This window comes from Methanosphaera sp. (genome assembly GCF_022768985.1).
Classification (GTDB): domain Archaea; phylum Methanobacteriota; class Methanobacteria; order Methanobacteriales; family Methanobacteriaceae; genus Methanosphaera.
Map to the genome: position 1 here is coordinate 178,854 of NZ_JALEKL010000004.1, position 19,641 is coordinate 198,494.

General features: G+C 31.8%; 13 protein-coding genes. 4 read left to right on the forward strand and 9 right to left on the reverse strand.

The window, feature by feature from the left end; translation table 11 throughout:
- Positions 1-17: 17 nt before the first annotated feature.
- The 4 genes from MRZ80_RS02120 to ileS all read right to left on the reverse strand — a co-directional run bounded on the left by MRZ80_RS02120 (position 18) and on the right by ileS (position 7,710).
- Positions 18-812 carry a DUF6198 family protein gene (locus tag MRZ80_RS02120; protein WP_292535735.1) on the reverse strand — a complete coding sequence of 265 codons (795 nt, stop codon included), beginning with the start codon at positions 810-812 and terminating at the stop codon, positions 18-20.
- A 126-nt stretch (positions 813-938) separates the two neighbouring features.
- Complete coding sequence (locus tag MRZ80_RS02125; protein ID WP_292535737.1) at positions 939-2,228, reverse strand: site-2 protease family protein; 1,290 nt, start codon at positions 2,226-2,228, stop codon at positions 939-941.
- Positions 2,229-2,253: 25 nt separating this feature from the next.
- Entirely contained in the window at positions 2,254-4,440 is a 2,187-nt protein-coding gene (gene purL / locus MRZ80_RS02130; RefSeq protein ID WP_292535739.1) for a phosphoribosylformylglycinamidine synthase subunit PurL, read from the reverse strand.
- A gap of 99 nt (positions 4,441-4,539) precedes the next feature.
- A complete protein-coding gene (gene ileS / locus MRZ80_RS02135) occupies positions 4,540-7,710 on the reverse strand; it encodes an isoleucine--tRNA ligase (protein WP_292535741.1) in 3,171 nt (1,056 codons plus the stop codon).
- Positions 7,711-7,989: 279 nt separating this feature from the next.
- On the opposite strand from ileS, the gene MRZ80_RS02140 reads away from it, so the two are divergent.
- Positions 7,990-8,772, forward strand: coding sequence for an NAD(P)H-dependent oxidoreductase (locus MRZ80_RS02140; protein WP_292535742.1), 783 nt, complete (start codon positions 7,990-7,992; stop codon positions 8,770-8,772).
- Positions 8,773-8,922: 150 nt separating this feature from the next.
- Here MRZ80_RS02140 and MRZ80_RS02145 read toward each other — a convergent pair whose 3' ends face one another.
- The gene (locus MRZ80_RS02145; protein WP_292535744.1) at positions 8,923-10,146 is read right to left on the reverse strand and encodes a methionine adenosyltransferase; all 1,224 of its coding nucleotides are present in this window, start codon (positions 10,144-10,146) and stop codon (positions 8,923-8,925) included.
- A 278-nt stretch (positions 10,147-10,424) separates the two neighbouring features.
- Between MRZ80_RS02145 and MRZ80_RS02150 the strand changes: the two genes are divergently transcribed.
- The 3 genes from MRZ80_RS02150 to MRZ80_RS02160 are packed head-to-tail and all read left to right on the forward strand — an operon-like array spanning position 10,425 to position 12,419.
- Positions 10,425-10,781, forward strand: a complete 357-nt coding sequence (locus MRZ80_RS02150) for a DUF192 domain-containing protein (protein ID WP_292535746.1) — start codon at positions 10,425-10,427, stop codon at positions 10,779-10,781.
- Positions 10,782-11,663 (forward strand): metallophosphoesterase, encoded by an 882-nt coding sequence (locus MRZ80_RS02155; RefSeq protein WP_292535748.1) that lies wholly within the window; start codon positions 10,782-10,784, stop codon positions 11,661-11,663. It abuts the gene before it with no gap.
- 30 nt (positions 11,664-11,693) lie between these two features.
- Positions 11,694-12,419: a flavoprotein gene (locus MRZ80_RS02160; protein WP_292535750.1), complete on the forward strand. Its 726-nt coding sequence runs from the start codon at positions 11,694-11,696 to the stop codon at positions 12,417-12,419.
- Positions 12,420-12,426: 7 nt separating this feature from the next.
- On the opposite strand, the gene MRZ80_RS02165 is transcribed toward MRZ80_RS02160, so the two are convergent.
- The 4 genes from MRZ80_RS02165 to MRZ80_RS02180 form a co-directional block, all read right to left on the reverse strand.
- Positions 12,427-14,613, reverse strand: a complete 2,187-nt coding sequence (locus MRZ80_RS02165; protein ID WP_292535751.1) for a phage holin family protein — start codon at positions 14,611-14,613, stop codon at positions 12,427-12,429.
- A gap of 161 nt (positions 14,614-14,774) precedes the next feature.
- Positions 14,775-16,043 carry a serine hydroxymethyltransferase gene (glyA, locus tag MRZ80_RS02170; protein WP_292535753.1) on the reverse strand — a complete coding sequence of 423 codons (1,269 nt, stop codon included), beginning with the start codon at positions 16,041-16,043 and terminating at the stop codon, positions 14,775-14,777.
- 359 nt (positions 16,044-16,402) lie between these two features.
- On the reverse strand, positions 16,403-18,370 hold the full coding sequence (locus tag MRZ80_RS02175) for a CoB--CoM heterodisulfide reductase iron-sulfur subunit A family protein (protein ID WP_292535755.1): 1,968 nt from the start codon (positions 18,368-18,370) through the stop codon (positions 16,403-16,405).
- 220 nt (positions 18,371-18,590) lie between these two features.
- A complete protein-coding gene (locus tag MRZ80_RS02180) occupies positions 18,591-19,493 on the reverse strand; it encodes an AEC family transporter (protein WP_292535756.1) in 903 nt (300 codons plus the stop codon).
- Positions 19,494-19,641 lie beyond the last annotated feature (148 nt).

Consider the following 19,641-nt stretch of genomic DNA (forward strand, 5'->3'; position numbering starts at 1 on the left):
TAGAAAAGAAATGGATTTTATGGTTTTGTTATTTTATCTTTAGCATCTTTGAGTGTGGTTTTTGACTTATTTTTAATATTTTCAACTTCTTCACTACTATAAGCTTCAACTGCTTTTTGTAGCATCTTTTTGTAGAATTTAACAATATATCCAACACATGCTGCACTAACTACTGTTCCTATTCCTATTGCATTAATACATCCAAGCTGAATATATGATATTATAGCTGCTAAAATTACACATATAACATCAAAGACTACTTTTATTTCACCAAATCCTTTCTCTAGTTTTTGACTAACAACTATGAGAATTCCATCATCAGGTAGAAGTAAGGTTTTTGCTTTTACTTCAAATACAATTCCTAGTGCCATTATAAAACATGATGCTATGCATAATATCCATTTATCAAGTTGTGTTGTTGGAATTATATTTTCAGTTAACTTCATTGTGAAATTTGTAAAATATCCAAAAACAAATGAAAGTATGACTTGGAAGTATTGAATTTTCTTAAATTCAGATTTTGCTATGAGAACTTCACATATGACAAAAAATAAATTAAAAAATATGAGAATTGTTCCCACATTAAATGGTGTAACTAAAGATAATACATATGCAAATGCACTCATTGGTGATGTTCCCATATTACAACGTATGGAAAGAGCAATAGCAACTGCCATAAGAAGCAGTCCAATATTAAGAAAGAGTATCTTTTTAATTTTTACTTTTAAGTTTAAATCTTCACTGGTTTGTTTTATGAATTCTCTTTTGAGAAATTCTTCCACCATTTTAAAGTATTTAGATTTATTTTCCATTAATAATCACAAAAAACTATAATTCTATGTTTAATTAATTTGTAAATAATAAAATTAGTAATTAAGTATAATAAAAGTAGTTTATCTTTTAAAAAAATAAAAAATTAGACTTTAGAATAATTAATTCTAAAGCATCTTAAGAATTCCTGGAATTGTTCCATAACCAATAAGTATTATAAGAATTACAATGAAAAATGTTGTAATCATACGCATAATAGTACCAGCTCTCTCCTCAGATAAGTTATATCTTGCAAGAACATTAAGCAGGCTATTAAAACGTCGACTTATCCAACAACGCACAGCCATTGGAAAGATTCTTGTATACTTATTTAGTGTATCATTAAATTCCTTACGTCTTTGAGGTGTAACTCTCATATTGAGAACTTCCTCAAGTATTAATCCACCATCAAGAGGCTTCATTGGAAGTAGGTTAAATGTACCAACAGCAAAGTTAAGAATATAAATTAGTGAAAATATTTCACTAAGTGTTGGAAGTACTGCAGGAATTACCTCACCATATTTAGCTTTTGCTTGTTGTGTAACAATTTCATGTCCTTTTGTTCTTATACCAATATATGCCTTTGATGAATTTGATGGACTCGATGATAATGTAAGATTATATTCGCCCTTATCTGTAACAATATTAATTCTATCACCAATATGAAGACCATTTAAGGCATTCATATACTCTGGTGTTGTAGATGTTGTCTTGTTATTAATAGATTTAATAACCATACCGTCTGCAAGAACACCTTCAGCAGGACTGCCTGATACAACACTTGATATTTCCATACCATCTGTTGTATAGATATGTTCTGATGCTATAAATCCACCAATTCCCATAGAAATGACAAGTGCAATAATACAAAGAATTACATTTGCCATAGGACCTGCAAAAAATACTCGTATCTTTGAGATACTATTTGCCTCAGATAACTGTTTTTCATTAGGTTCAACAAATGCACCAGGAATAATACCAAGAAGTATTAATCCAACAGAGTCAATGTCAATCTTTTCTGCTGCTGCAACAACTCCATGACCACCTTCATGTATAATTAATACAGTGGCAAGAGCAATAAGTCCTGTTGCAAATGGAATATAAATTGGTGAACCTGGAATATCAACACCTGGAAGAATTAATGATACTGTAGGTTGATTAAACATGATCTGAAGTGAATAAATAACACTCCAAACCATTACAACTATCAGTATCACACCAAGTGGCATTAAGAGGTTAAGAAATCTCTTCCAGAAATTAGGTGAAATATTAGCAATTTTATTAATAATATTACGTAGCTTATCTGTTTTAAGCATTATCATAATTCCATCAATATCAATGTATGGCTTGTTTTTCAGTAGTAATGCAACAATCCATACTATAATGAAACCAATCAAATAATAGTATAATACATTCATAAAATTACCTTATATTCATCTAAGTTTATATCATTTGTTTTTCAATTGTTGTTGTGTTTGCTGTTGTAAGTTCATCAACTTTAATGTTGATAAGTTCATCATCACCACAGCTTATGTTAACTGTAGCATCATCTTTAACTTCACCAATAACTGCATATGCAACATCTACATCATCAAGTGCTTTGGTAATTGTATCTTTTGCATCTGCTTTAATTGTTACAATAAATCTGCTTACAGATTCTGAGTAAAGTTTTGCAATATCTGACATTTCACCTTCAATAGGCATATCTTTAATATCTACATTTACTCCCATGCCTGATTTTATACTCATAAGAGCTAAAGCAACACTAAGTCCACCTTTTGAAAGGTCATGTACTGCTGTTATGTCGTCTGTGTAGTTGTCAATTAATGATTTTACAGCCATTGATACGTTGTAGTTTTCATCAAGTCTGATTTGTGGAGGGTTTCCTGCTACAATATCATGGATTTCACGTGCATATTGTGATCCTTCAAGTTCATCATATGTATTACCAAGGAGTAATACTAGATCTCCATCTTCTTTAAATGGCATTGTTTTAATGTTTGTATTTTCAATAACACCAACTGTACCAACAATAGGTGATGGATTTACTGTAACTCCTTCTGTTTCATTGTAGAAACTTACATTTCCACTGATAAATGGTGTAACAAATTTATTTGCAACATCACTCATACCAGCAATTGATTGTTTAAATTGCCAGAATACTTCAGGTTTTTCAGGGTTACCATAGTTTAGACAGTCAACAAGAGCAATAGGTCTTGCACCCATACTTATAGCATTGTTGATTGATTCAAGTACAGATCCTGCAGCTCCCATGTAAGGATCAAGATATACATGTGTACTGTTACAGTCTGTGTTAATTGTAAATGATGTATCATTATCTACTTTAACAACAGCAGAGTCATCACCAGGTTTTACAACAGTTCTAAGTTGAACTTCATGGTCATACTGGCTGTATACCCATTTTTTACTTGTAAGATTTTCACTTGAAAGTAGTTCAACAAGTGCATCTTTTATGTCATATTCTGGAATTTCTACAGGTGTTTCATCTTTTTGTGGTGCTACTGCTTCACGTTCAATGATAGGTGCATCTGTAAAGAGTACATTTGGTGCATGACAGATTTCTTCATCTCCATCAACAATTACAAATTCACGTTCATCAATAATTGTACCAATAACAGCGCGTGAAAGATCATGTTTTGCACAGATTTCTTCAGCTTTTGCTACATCTTCTTTTGAAATTGCAAATACCATACGTTCTTGTGATTCAGAAAGCATAATTTCATATGCTGTCATGTTTTCTTCACGAAGTGGGATTTTATTAAGGTCAATACGTGAACCATTTCCACCTTTATCTGCCATTTCAGAAAGACAACATGTAAGACCTCCTCCTCCAAGATCTTTTACTCCATGTACATCAATTTCTTCAAGAATTTCATATGTTGCTTCCATTACACGTTTTTTAGTGAAAGGATCTGCAACTTGAACAGCTGGTCTGTCTTCAATTTCAGATTTTGATGTTAATTCTTCTGATGCAAATGTTACACCATGGATACCATCACGTCCTGTTGTTCCTCCCATAAGAAGGTATACATCGCCAACAACAGGTGCTGATCCATATACAATTTCATCTTTTTTTACAAGTCCTGCACAAACTACATTTACAAGTGGATTGTATTGGAAGTTATCATCAAATTCAATTTCTCCACCAACTGTAGGTACACCAATTCTGTTACCATAGTCTGAAATTCCTTTTACTACATAGTCAAATATGTATTTTGATCTTTGATCTGACATATGTCCAAATCTAAGAGCATCAAGAAGTACAACAGGTCTTGCTCCCATACTTATAATATCACGTACAATTCCACCAATACCTGTTCCTGCTCCACCGTATGGTTCTACAGCAGATGGGTGGTTGTGGCTTTCCATTCCAATAGCAAGAGCATATTCATCAGTTAAACTTACAATACCAGCATCATCCCCAGGTCCGAGTATTACATCAGGACCATCTGTTGGGAAGTTTTTTAGTATTGGTCGGCTACTTTTATATGAGCAATGTTCTGAAAACATTACATCCATCATACCTAATTCTAGTTCATTAGGTTCTCGTCCAAGTACTTCTTTTATATATTTTAATTCATCATCAGTTAAAACCATAAACTCATACAACCTTTGTGAAATTTTTTTTTATACTTTAATTATATATTTTTGTGTTTTAATTTACTAGTTTTTTATAATTTTAATACTTATACTAATATTCCAACTTGCTTATTCATCAATTGAAATTTCAAGTGTTTCATCTTCAATTTTCCATTCTTTGGAATATCCTGTGGATGTAACATCTTCAAATATAAGTTTATCTGTACGTACTTCATTTGATATGTATTCTTGGTGTTTTGATACAATATCTTTGAATTCATCACTACATTTAATATGTACTTTAATGTTTGCTTCTACATTAAGATCCATATCTTTACGCATATCTTGGATACGTCTTATAAGTTCACGTGCCATAGCTTCAGCATAGATTTCATCTGTAAGTTCTGTATCTACATATACACTTCCATTTGTAAAGTCACAGCTTACAAGGTTTTCTGGAACATCTTTTTCAAAGAGTATTTCTTCAGCTTCAAGTGTAATATCTTTATCATCAAAGCTTATTGTGTATGTTCCATCAGCTTCAACTGCTGCTTGTATATCTGCTCCATCTACATCATCAGAGTCAAAGTATGCTTTTACACGTCCAAGATCTCCTCTGAGTTTAGGACCAAGTATTGCCATGTTAGGTTTTGCAATAATTATAGCATTTTCAAGTTCTGATTCAATTGTTACTTGTTTTGTGTTTGCTTGTTCTTTAAGTACAGCTTCAAGTGAATTAATTGCATCTGCAACTTTTTCATCTTCTGTTACAACTGTAATGTTTTGTACAGGCCATCTGAGTTTGAATCTTGCAACATCTCTTGCATGTGCACATGCTTCAATTACATCACGTATGTAGTTCATGTTTTCTTCAAGTTCTACATCGATTTCATCTTCATTATATCCCCAGTCAAGCATATGTACACTTTCTGGTGCATCTTCTTCTGTACCAACAACAATGTTTTGATAGATTTCTTCTGTTACATATGGTGCAATTGGTGCAAGTGTTTTTATAAGATCTTTAAGTGTGTAGTATAATGTGTAGTATGCTCCAAGTTTATCAGGATCATCACTTTCTACCCATGTTCTTCCACGTATAAGTCTTACATACCAACGACTTAGATCTTCAAGTACAAATTCTGTAATTTTTTCTGTTGCTCTGTTAAATTCAAGAGCTTCAAAGTCTTCTTCTACAGATTTTGTAAGTGAGTTAATACGTGAACGTATCCATAGATCTTCTTCTCTGAATTTAAGATCTTCTTTGTTATGTTCTGTTGCATTGAAGTTATCAAGGCTCATGTATGTTGTTGAGAAGTAATATACATTCCATAAGATGTTAAAGAGTTTTGCTGAGTTTTGTACTTCATCCCAGTTAAATTTAAGGTCATCCCATGGTTTGTTAGCATCAAGTAGATAGAATCTAAGAATATCTGCACTGTATTTTTCAATTACTTCCTCTGGACTTACAACATTTCCTAGTGATTTACTCATCTTTTTACCTTCAGAGTCAAGTGTAAATCCGTGCATTAATACTTTCTTATATGGTGCTTTTCCAAATGCTGCTACTCCAAGACCAAGTTGTGAATAGAACCATCCTCTTGTCTGGTCATGTCCTTCTGCAATGAAATCATATGGGAACCATTCATCAAAGTTATCTGATGGATCTTGTGGGTAGTGTAGTGCTGCCCATCCTGCAACTCCTGAGTCAATCCATACATCAAGTACATCTTCTACTCTGTGCATTACTCCACCACAATCACAGTCTATTGTAATGTTATCAACGTGTGGTCTGTGTATGAAGTCACCTGTAAGTGTGTCGTCACCTGATAGTTCTTTAAGTTCACTTTTGGATCCTACAACAACTTTTTCTCCACATTTATCACATGTCCAGATAGGAAGTGGTATACCCCAATATCTTTGTCTTGATATTGTCCAATCACGTGCATTTTCAACCCAATTTTTGAATCTGCTTTCTCCAGCCCATCCTGGTACCCATTCTACTTTATCAATTTCTTCAAGCATTTGATCTTTGATTTCAGTAACTTTAAGGAACCATTGTTTTGTTGCAATGTACATGATAGGTGTTTTACATCTCCAACAGTATCCTACTCTGTGGTGAATATCTCCAGATTTAAGTAGTGCTCCTGCATGGAAGAGGTCATGTGTAATTTCATCGTTTGTTTCACGTATAGGTTTTGATTCATATACTCCAGCTTCATCTGTGTATGTTCCATCTTCACCTACAGGACAGAATGGTTCTATGTTGTTTGCCATACCTACTTCATAATCCTCAGGACCATGACCTGGTGCTGTATGTACACAACCTGTACCATCTTCAAGTGTTACGTGATCTCCAAGAATTACTCTGTGTGTAAATTCTGCCTGTTTTGGTACTTTATCAGCAAGAGGATGTGCATATGTTATGCCTTTGAGATCTTCTCCTTTTACTGTTTTTAGGATTTTTGTTTCTTCATCTTCACCAAATACAGAGTCAATAAGTTCTGTTGCCATGATTACAATTTCATCATTTCCAGTTTCTGTATTTGTGTATTGTACATAACTGTAATCAAATGCTCCATTTACACTTACTGCCATGTTTGCTGGTATTGTCCATGGTGTTGTTGTCCAGATAAGAATGTATGTTGGTATGTCATATTCTTGTTCATCAAGTTTAAATTTAACATAAATTGATGGGTCTGTCATTTCACCATATTCAATTTCTGCATTTGCAAGTGCAGTTTGGCAGTGTGGACACCATGTAATTACTCTTTTATCTTGAACAAGTAAGTCTTTTTCATCTGCTTGTTTAAGAGTCCACCAACAGGATTCCATGTATCCATTATCATATGTTACATATGGATCATCCCAGTCCATCCAAACACCCATCTGTTTGAATTGTTCTGTCATATCTTCTTTGTTTTTTACTGCAAATTCTTTACATTGATCAACAAAGGAGTCTATTCCATATTTTTCTTCAATTTCTTGTTTACTTTTAATGTCAAGAATTTCTTCTACTTTATGTTCAATAGGAAGTCCGTGTGTATCCCATCCTGCTTGACGTCTAAGATCATATCCTGACATACTTTTATATCTTAGGAATGAATCTTTGATTGTTTTATTCCATGTAGTTCCTAGATGTATTCTTCCACTACAGTATGGTGGTCCATCAAGAAATGAGTATTTTGGTCTATTTTCTCTTAGTTTTTTGGTTTTTTCAAATATTTCATTTTGATTCCAAAACTCTTGGATTTTCTTTTCTAAATTTTTATCATATCCTTGAGCTACCTCATTTATCGGCATATATTATCTCCTATTATTTTTTTGGGTAGATATTCACTTTTTGAGTTTATGGTTTTATTCATGAATATTCCCTTTTTAATGTTAACATTATCTAATGAAGTTGATCATTTATAAGATAATGTTATAATATTTACTATTTATATAATTACTTAAAATAATAGTTAACTATAATATATTAAAAATAATACTTTTAAAATAATATTAAAATCATAGATTATAAATAGAAAAGATAAGATTTCTTATTTATTTTAACAAATTTTTTGGGGAGTTTACTTTAGTATGAATTATTTAATAATTAATGGAAGTCCAAGACGACAAAATACATGGAAGATAGTTGAAAGAATTAAAGATACATTATCTGATAATGATACTTCTGCAAATTTCTGGGAAGTTGACCTTATGAAAGAAGACATTCCACTATGCATGGGTTGTTTTAGTTGTTTTATGAATGGTGAAGATAGCTGTCCTCATGCTGATAAAGTACAGCCTATTGTTGAGATGATGAAAAAATGTGATGGTCTTATTATTACATCACCTGTATATGCACTTAATGTAACAGCACTTATTAAGAATTTCATTGATCATCTTGCATACTTCTTCCACAGACCATACTTCTTTAATAAAAAGGCAATTGTTGTTACAACAACAGCAGGTGCAGGAGCAAAAGATGCAGGAAAATATCTTGATGAAACACTAAGACATTTTGGATATAATAAACGATACAAGCTTTGTTTTGTAAATAGTTATGATGCTCGTGGAAAACTTCCATTTAAGGTACGTGAAGAGATTGATAAACAAACACTAAAATTCTATGATGATATAAAAGAAGACAGGCTTTATTCTCCATCATTTAAGGCTTTGTTCTACTATAATATGTGGCGTTCAATGGCATATAATGGACATGTTAAAGCTGATCAAAATTACTGGGTTGAAAATAATATGATGGATAGTGAATTTCATCCAGACATACCATGTAGTGGACTTAAAAAATTACCATTTAAGATCTTCTATAAGATAATGCTCATGTTTTTAAGTCAAAATAAGGTTGAAGCATCAACATAAAATCCACTTCTTTTCCTATTTTTTTCCTAGTTTTTTTTTAAATTTAATATTTTATCATAAAAAGAAGAGTTGTAGCTATTTTTTCATAAAATTTATTTCAATAAAAAAAGATAAAATGTTGGGGGGGGTTAAAAATTAAAGAATTTATACTTAGAAGGTTCTTAGTTTTCCTTCAAGCATGAAGTCTTTAATATCTGTAATGTTTTCAAGCCATTTGTCGATGATTCTTGTTACATCATCTTCTACTTCATCGATTGTGTATCCATCTTTTGTCTGGATGTGTGCTGTTGCTGTTCTTGGTTGGTCGATAGGTTTTCCTATTTGGCTTAAAATTACCATATCAATGTTTTGTACACCTTCAACATCTTGGTATACTTCTTTTGTTATTTCATTTGATAAGAGGTTGTATATTTTACCTACGTGGTTAATTGGGTTTTTACCTGATGTTGCTTCCATTGACATTGGTCTGTTAGGTGTGATAAGTCCGTTTGATCTGTTTCCACGTCCTACTGATCCGTCGTCTCCCATTTCTGCACTTGTACCTGTTACTGTTAGGTAGTAACCTGATTCGTCTTTTTTAGTTTCATCGTCTGCTGTGTTGAGGAGTGTTGTAACTTCCATGTCTGTTTCTTTTGCAGCAAGGTCTTTTACAATGTCTTCAAGTTCATGTTTCATGTTAAGGTAGCAGTCTACATCATCTACATATCTTGATACAAATGCTGATGCAATTGTAAGTGTGATTTTATCTTTTTCACGTAATCCCATTACTTTTATGTCTTCTCCAACTTGTGGGTGGGATTTTTTGAAGTCTTTATTGTTGAGTAATTCTTCTGTTTTAAGAACTAAGTTTTCTGTTTCTGTAAATGGGTAGAATCCTACACCGAATGATGTATCATTTGATGATGGAACATCTTCTGGTCTTTGGAATACATCTCTTAGATCTGCACTTCCTTGTCCAATTTTACATTCTACTACTGTACCATATTCAACATCAAGGTTTAATATGTTTTCTTTAAGGTAGTTTTTAGCAGCTTCAATTGCAAGGTAGTCTACTCCTACTTTTTTGGTTTCACCATTAGGGAGTGTGAATTCATTTGCTGCACGTCCTGTAAGTAAGATTTGTATAGGTTTGATGATTTGTCCGCCACCAAATTTAGGGTCAGATTCACCTGCTGTAATTTGTACTTCATCTGTGTTGTGGTGTAATACACTTCCAGCTTTTTCTTTGTATGCTTGTGATAAGGTTCTACTTACTGCTTCTGCAATACCGTCACTAATACTGTCTGGATGTCCTATACCTTTTCTTTCTACGATTTCTATTTCATCTTGACCTGCAAGTTTTGTTGATGCTTTTTCTATTTTAATATTTCGCATTAGTACACCTCAATTTAGGGTTTTATATAAAATAATAAAAATAATATAATTTTTAATTGGTTTTTTCAAATTCTATTTTTCACAAAATTCATTTTAATCTGAATTTTGTCTAATTTCTATTATAGTTATAATATATATTTCTAACTAATTCATATTTAATATTTTTATAAATAGCTTTTTTTCATTAACTGGATAATAAACTAACTTTTAATTTTTATTTTAATTTTCTAAATTTCAAGTATATATCATAGTTGTAATATAGTATAATAAAATAAGTTATGGCAGAGTTAATAATTGAAAATAATAATCAAAAAATAACTATAAAATTAATGCAGGCAGTCTCATTTTATGAACGTATGTATGGTTTAATGTTTCAAGATGATGTAAAACCACTTCTTTTTATTCAAAAACTTCCCTGGAGATTTTATGGTATTATTCATACATTTTTTATGAATGAAACAATAGACATCATATATATAAGTGAAGATAATAAAATAAATGAAACAATAACACTAAAGCCATACAGGTTTTATGTTCCACGAAGGGGAAATATTAAGTATATCATAGAGTTACCAGAAAATACACTGAAGAGGTATGATATTACACTTAATTCAAAATTAAAAGTAGTGATTTAATTGAATGATGATGAAAAAAATATAGAAGCAATACATGATTATGAGCATGTAATTCAAAACAACAAGGCTATGCGAAGTAAGATTCAGACGTTTATGAATGATACTCGTGATAAATTAAATCAGGGAAAATTTAATCCTAACAATTTTAAGCTTGTAAATTTAACAATTAAAAATAGTAGAATTCCAAGAGAATTTGATAATTATGAAATTATTCATATTACAGATATTCATCTTGGACAGTGGATTAATAAGGAAAAGCTTGATGGTGTTGTAAAAATTATTAACAATCAACAGCCTGATAGTGTTATGATAACTGGTGATTTTTTATCTTATCAAACATCTAATTATCTTCATGAATTATCAGATAGTCTTTCAAATATAAAATCATGTGATGGTACATTTTCTGTTTTAGGAAATCATGATCATTGGACTAATGCTGGTGATGTTAAAAAGGCATTAAAAAAGGCTGGTATAGTTAATCTTGAAAATGATGTTTATGCAATTGAAAAAAATAACCAAAAGCTTCAAATTGCAGGAGTAGATAGTATTACAGTTGACATGGATGATATAGGAAAGGTTCAAAGAAAGCTTGACTATAACTATCCTGCTATTATGCTTGCACATGAACCTGACTTTGCTGATACTACAGCTAAGTATGATCCTTTTATTTTACAACTTTCAGGACATAGTCATGGTGGTCAGATTGAAATTCCAAAAATTGGTACACCTGTACGTGGTAAGAATTTCATGAAATATCCACTTGGAGAGTATAAGGTTGGTAATATGATACAGTATACTAATCGTGGTATTGGTACTAATGCTTTCTGGTTTAAGATAAATTCATTTAATGAAATTACAAAGATAAAACTTAAATGTACATAGAAAAATAATTAATTGGGGATTTTTATAGTTATGAATATATTATGGGCAATAACAGGTGCAGGACATCTTCTTGATGAATCAATAGGTGTTCTTGAAAAACTAGCAGAGAACAATACACTTACAATTGCAACATCAAATGCTGCATGTGAAGTATTAAAACTCTATGGATATGATAAAAATATAAGACAACTAGTAGATAAAAACAGTGCAAATATGCTAGTTTTAGATAGTGATGAGAAATACTCATTTCCATTTTCAGGAAAATTAACACATCATAAGTATGATGTTATAATTATAGCACCATTAACTGCAAATACAACAGCAAAGATTGTATATGGAATAGCAGATACTTTGATAACAAACATAGCAGCACAGTCAGGAAAAGGACAAATACCATTAATAGTACTGCCTGTTGACCAAAAACAAGGACTTATAAAGACAATAATACCACCATATATTGATAAGAAAAGATGTATAAATTGTAAAAATTGCATACCAAAAGATGAATGTCCACAAAATGCAATAAATCCACCAAAAATAGATACAACCAAATGTATAAGTTGCTTTATGTGTGAGGATAAATGTAAATATGATGCAATAAAACTTAATGAAGAAATAGAACTCTACATACGAAAAATAGATGCAGAAAATACAAAAAAACTAGAAACAATTGAAAATATAAAAGTAGTACTAAAACCTAGTGAAATACTCAAAGAAATAGAAAAAATAGAAAAAAAGATAGAATTAAAAAATTAAATTCTATTTACTCATTACCTTCCTTTTCATTCCAACTTTTTTTAATTTCACGCTTAAAGAACTTGTGAACAGATTCTGATCCAACAATATCCTCATCTAAATCCCAGTATGATGGATATAATATGAAAGGTTCTTGTTGTGTACCACCAGCACCACCATGACTTCCAATAAGTTCTTCAAATGCATAAACATATCCAGTTTCAGGATCATATGCACTGTTAACTAAGATGTCAGGTACATGATCAAAGCTATCTGTACGTTTAAGATGATCAACTATGTTTTCACCAAATACATCAAGGAAAGCTTCACCATCATAGCGATCCTCATCCATGTAGTAGACATTATTATTAGATAATACTATGGTTCCATAGATAGAACTTTTAACCATTAAAAATCCAATACCAGGATGTGATGCAATACCACTAATTAAGCCAGGAAATGCATCTTCAATCTGTTCATATGTAAGTCTTTGAGTCCAATTTGTAAAGTAGATGAGACCAAGATTACCTGATGCAAGAACAATAGTTTCACCACTATCAACATCTACAACTTCATCATCAGATAGGTTAATATCAATACCAATACTTTCAGCTAATTTTTCAATACGACTTGTTATAGGTTCAGATCCTGTTATGAAATTGTTTTTCATAAATTCATCTTTACGATCTGATAATTTCTCTTTATGATCTGAAAATTTATCTTTTTGTTCATTAATTTTATCTGAAATATTACGGATGTTTTCATGCTCATCTTTAAATTTTCTATGACTAAGCTTTGCTGTTTCTTTTGCTCTTTCAAATGAAATATCAGCCATTATATGGTCATTGTTTGAGTAAAGCATACTGTGAATTGTTACATGATCGGGAAGATATGTTTTAACAAGATCTTCAAGTGTAATTTTATATTTCATTCTAAATGTAGGACCTTCTGATTGTCCATGATCTGATAATACTATAAGTTCATAGTCACGTTTTGCATCTTCTTTTGCTTTTTGAATGTTACTAAATTGTTTATCTATCTGACGAAGAGCATAAAATGCATCCTTATCACGAATACCAGAGTGATGTGCAATTTCATCATATCCCATATAGGTTGTATATACAACATCAAGTTTTCCTGTTGTAATATCACCAATTACAGCTGATGTTGAAGCTTCACGCATTAGGATATTTGCACCAGCACGAGCAACAAAATATTTAAGACCACGATAATGAAGTCTTGGTCTGATATTTCTCACTATATGATATATTCTTGATTCAAATTCCATGAGGAAATCCCATAATATTAATGCAACAACCCTTGCCATGAAAAATGGCTCAGCAAATAGGTAGTACCATGACTTATTATTAACACTTCCTTTTTGCCCAATCTTTCCAAGAGTTAGAATATAATCATCAGCATCACCTGTGAAAAGATTTGACCTACTTCCACCATTATGTGCTAGAAGACCATTACCATCAGAGATCATCTCCTCTATAATATGAACATCACTAAATCCATTAGATGAAAGAATTCTATTATTATTTTCCTTTTCAACCCAACGAAAAGCTGGAATATTATCATTATTTCCATGTAAAATACCAGCCTGTGATGAACTTGTCTGACTTGAAAGATCAGTATTCCATGATGTAGTTTTATGACTTCCATCATCAAGCCATGATTTAACAGTTGGCATATCACCACGTTCTATTGCTTCATTTAAAATATCATATGCAAGACCATCAATTTCAAGGAAGATAAATCCCTTCTTATCTGCAGTATCATCAAATTTATTCTCTTCAAGTCTTTTTTTAATAATATTACGATAGTAGGTTTCCTCATCATCAAAATTAAACATAATTGTAAGTGCAGAATTTATAATTCCAACAATAAATGGAAAAGTAAAAAGTGATGCAGGATCCATAGATACTCCAGAAAAGAAGTATGCAAAACATGAAAGAATTATACCATCAATAAAAAATGTTCCAAGTCCAATTGTTGCAACAAATAGTCTCAATGAAAAGTATGATACAACAGGCCATATAAGAACATTAATAATTGATAATGTAACAATCATTAAAAATGCTGTCATAAAATCTGGAATTATTATAATATGAAGTATTTTATTTAATTCAAAAAATATAACAACCTCTAAAACTAGGAATATGAAAAGTTTTATTAATCTTATAACTTTATTGCTGAAATTATGTATCATACATCTACACCAACCCTTTTATTAAATTAGTTTTAAATCTACCTATATAATTATTGTATAATTATATTTTTTATAATTTAAATAAAGATAATATAAATTTCAAAAAATAGCCATATAAAAAAAATAAAATGTATGGGGGGTTAAGAGTAACTTAAAGACACTTAGAAGTTAATGTAATCGTATCCTTCTGCACCTTCATCAAATGAGTAATGTACTGTTGTGTAATCTTGCATGTATGCTGTTACATCTTCTGTTACATCTTTTCCATCCATTACTACAGCTTTTATGAATTGTGCAACATCTTGCATGTTATCTTCTTTAAGTCCACGGTGTGTTAATTCTTGTGTTCCCATTCTTATACCTGATGGGTTTGCACTGTCATTTACATCGTCCCATGGGAGAAGGTTTTTGTTTAATATGATGTTGTTTGCTTCTAATGTTTTTGCCATTTTAGCAACATCTCCAAGTTCTTTTACATCCATTACAACTTGGTGTGATTTTGTAAATCCTTGATCTTCACATAAAACATTGAATCCTAATTCATATAATGCTTGAGCTAAAGCTTGTGCATTTTTAACTGTTTGTGCTGCGTAATCTTCACCAAATTCAAGCATTTCTGCTGTTGCAATACCTAATCCTGCCATGTGGTGTAAGTGATGGTTACTTACAAGTCCTGGGAATACACAGTTATCGATTTTTTTACCTAATTCTTCTTTACAAAGAATAATTCCACCTTGTGGTCCTGGGAAGGTTTTGTGTGTACTTCCTGTTACAACATCTGCACCTTCAGCTATTGGGTCTTGGAATTGTTTTCCAGCGTTAAGTCCTAATACGTGAGCACCATCATACATTACACGTGCTCCTACTTCTTTTGCTGCATCTGCTACTTCTTTAACAGGGTGTGGGAATAAGAATAAACTTCCTCCAAGTACAATTACTTTAGGTTCAAGTCTTCTTATTTTATCTACTGTTTTATCAATGTCTACATTCATCATTTCAGAATCCATAGGTACTGATGAAATTTGAAGACCTCTTACTCCTGCTGCACTTACTCCAGCGTGGCTGATGTGTCCTCCTTCTGGTACGTTAATTGACATTATTCTGTCACCAGGTTTACTTAGAGCAAAGAATGTTGCAAGGTTTGCAATAACTCCTGATGTAGATTGTACATTTGCATGTTCTGCTCCAAATAATTTTTTGGAAAGATCAATTGTTATGTTTTCAATTTCATCGATGTATGTACATCCTTCATATAATCTTTCACCAGGTAATCCTTCAGCATATCTGTGTGATAAGTCTGATGCTACTGCTTCTCTTACAGCTCTACTAGTAATGTTTTCACTAGCAATTAAGTTTAAACTGTTTTTCATCCAGTCGTGATGTTTTTTTGTTATGTTTTTGATTTCTTCTGCTTTATCAAAATTAGACATTAATTATATTCCTCCATTAAAGAATCCATGTTTTTTATTATTATTCTAATATTAAACACTAAAAAAATATTATTGGACTATCTATCCAATTTAAAATATTATTATATATTATATTATATTTTTAATCTTATAATTAGTTTCCTATTAAATAGGTGTGTTTTATTATTTTTTCTAAAATAAGTTATAATTTAATATTTTTATAAAAAAGTAATTTTTAATATTTTGGATGTTTATGTATTATTTTTTAGAGTAAAATAGCTTGGAAGGATTATATCCTTCCACAACTTTTTACCAAACGTCTGAGTACTATTGGTCGTCTACAACTATATAGCTATTAATTTAATAATTATGCTATTTGTCTATAAATCTTCGAAAGCAGCTTCAATTTGTGCTAAAATTTGATCGTTTTTGAAGTGTGCTTGGTCAAGTGCACCAGTTGGACATGCTCCTACACAGGTTCCACATCCTTTACATAATGCTACGTTAACTCCACATTTACCATCATTTTCGTCGATTGATAATGCACCAAATGGACAAAGTTCGATACAAATTTCACATCCACCACAGTTGTCTTTGTCAACTTCTGCGATGATAGGTTCAATTTCTACTTCTCCTTTGATCATTGGAATAGCTGCTCTTGCAGCTGCTCCTGATGCTTGAGCTACTGTATCAGGAATATCTTTAGGACCTTGTGCTACACCAGCAAGGTAAATACCGTCTGTCATTGTGTCAACAGGTCTGAGTTTTGGATGAGCTTCCATGAAGAATCCATCTGCTGATTTGGATAATCCTAATGTTTGTCTGAGTTCATCTTGTCCTTCAGGAGGTACAAGACCTACGGATAATACTACTAAATCGTAAGTAAATGCTGTTGTTTTACCAAGAAGGCTGTCTTCTGCACGTACTGTGATTGTTTTATCTTCGTTTTCAATAAGCTGTGCTGCTTTTCCTCTGATAAATTTGATTCCGTATTTTTCTTGTGATAATCTGTAGAACTCTTCGTAACCTTTACCGAATGCACGGATATCTATGTAGTAGATTGTAACTTCGGTATCTGGTTCGTGGTCAACACATAATTGTGCGTTTTTCATTGCGTACATACAACATACTCTGGAACAGTATGGGTTTCCAACTTTTTCGTCACGTGAACCAACACATTGGATGAAAGCAACTTTTTTAGGTGTTTCACCGGATGATGGTTGGATTACGTGTCCTTGTGTAGGACCAGATGCGTTGATGTATCTTTCAATTTGTAATCCGGTAATTACGTTTTCTGCTTGACCGAAGAGGTATTCTTCTTTTTCTGTTGCATCGAATGGGTCGTAACCTGTAGCTACTACTATTGTACCGATTTCAAGTTCAACATCTGTTGGTTCTTGTTCGTGGTCAATAGCTCCGATTTCACATGCTTTATCACATAAGTGACAGTTAATACAGTAGTTGTCGTCGATTGTTGCAACGAGAGGTACTGCTTGTGGGAATGGGATGTATGCTGCTTTTACCATACCGGTTCCTTCATCGAAGTAGTTTGGTATTTCTATTGGACATACTTCTTGACATACTCCACAACCTGTACATGCTACTTCATCAACAAATCTTGCTTTTTTCTCTACTGTTACTTTGAAGTTACCGATGTATCCGTCTACTTCTTTAACTTCTGAGTATGCTAATAATTCAATGTTAGCGTGTTTACTTGCATCTACCATTTTAGGTGCTAAAATACACATTGAACAGTCGAGTGTAGGGAAGGTTTTATCTAATTGTCCCATTCTTCCACTTAAGGTTGGTTTTCTTTCTACGAGGTAGGTTTTGAATCCCATGTCACCTAAGTCAAGTGCAGTCTGGATACCAGCAATTCCTCCACCAATAACCATAGCGGTTTTGGTTACTCCTACTTTTTCTGGTACTAATGGGTTAAGTAATCTTGCTTTTGCAACTCCCATACGTACTAAATCTTTTGCTTTTTCTGTAGCTCCTACAGGATCGTCTCCGTGTACCCAGGAGTCTTGTTCTCTTAAGTTTACAAACTCAAATAAGAATTCGTTTAATCCTGCTTCTTTTACACATCTTCTGAATGTAGGTTCGTGTAAACGTGGACTACATGCTGCTACTACAACTCTGTTTAAGTTTAATTCTTTAATATCATCTTGAATTAAGTTCTGTCCAGGGTCTGAACACATGTATTTGTATTCTCTTGAAACTACAACATCAGGAAGACCTTCTACATATTTAGCTACTTCTTCACAGTTTACTACTCCACCAACGTTTACTCCACAGTGGCATGTGTAAACTCCAATACGTATTTCTTCGTTTAAATTATCTGCCAAGTTAAATCACCTATTTAATAAGACTATGATGTTTATCACCTTGATTTTTTTTGTATATTGTAAAAAAAATCTATAAAAAAAACTATCTTGTTAACTATTAAAAATTTAACAAATTATATCCTATGTTTTTATGTTTAATGGGATATATTATATATACTTTTATGATGTTCGTATGAAAACAAACTATTTTATTTTCCAAAAAAAATATAGTAGAAAAAAACTACATTAAAATTGAAATCCACATAGTAAGCGTTATAAGACTTAAAACAACGTCTACCAGTATTACTGAACTCATAAGCTTATGGTCAATATTATATGTTATTGCAAGAACTAAAGCAGTCATAGCAGTAGACATACCAGCCTCTAAAACTGCAACATTAAATACCATTCCACTAATACCTAAAGCTGAAAATACAACAAATACAATAGTCGGTGCAAGTAAAAGTCTTATAAATGATATGAATAATGAATCTTTAAGATACTTTTTAACATCTCTAAAGTCAATAGTTAAACCAAGAGATATCATAATAAGTGGTACTGTACCGCCTGCAAGATAGTTAAGTGTTGAATGAAGAACATAACCTTCCTGGAAATGAACAACATTAGCAACTAAACCAATAACCACAGCCCATAATGGTACAAATTCGAGACCTTTTTTAATAACTTTATGCATATCTCCACCAAACTCTTTAACAAGCATCATACCATACATTACAAAAAGAATAGGTGTTACCATATCAAAGAATATTGCATGAAGAAGACCTTCATTACCAAATACATTTAAAGTAATTGGATAACCAATAAATCCAGTATTCATCATTGCAGCTGCAATCATAAGAGTCCAAGATTTAATCTTATCATAGCCTCGAATTTTACAAAATACTCCAACAATAAGCATACATATAATACTAAGTATAAACGATGCAATAGGAAGTATCATCATATCTGGCTGAATTTTCGCTGTAGATATATTAATATATACCATGGCAGGAAGAGTCACATTAAGAACAATTGCAGATAATGTATTGCTGTCTTGTGGTTTTAGCATTCCAATTCTTTTAAGGAAAAATCCTAAAATAATCATTAAAGTTGGAACTAAAATAACTTCAACAGGTGTTGGCATCTGAAATAATCCTCCTATAAAATTTAATCTTAAAAAAAATAATTACTTAAAAATAATTGTTATATAATGTATTTGTAAATTAAATTATAAAAAGGCAACAAAAAAAAAATAAAAAATTAATAAATGTGGGAGGGGAGGTAATAATACT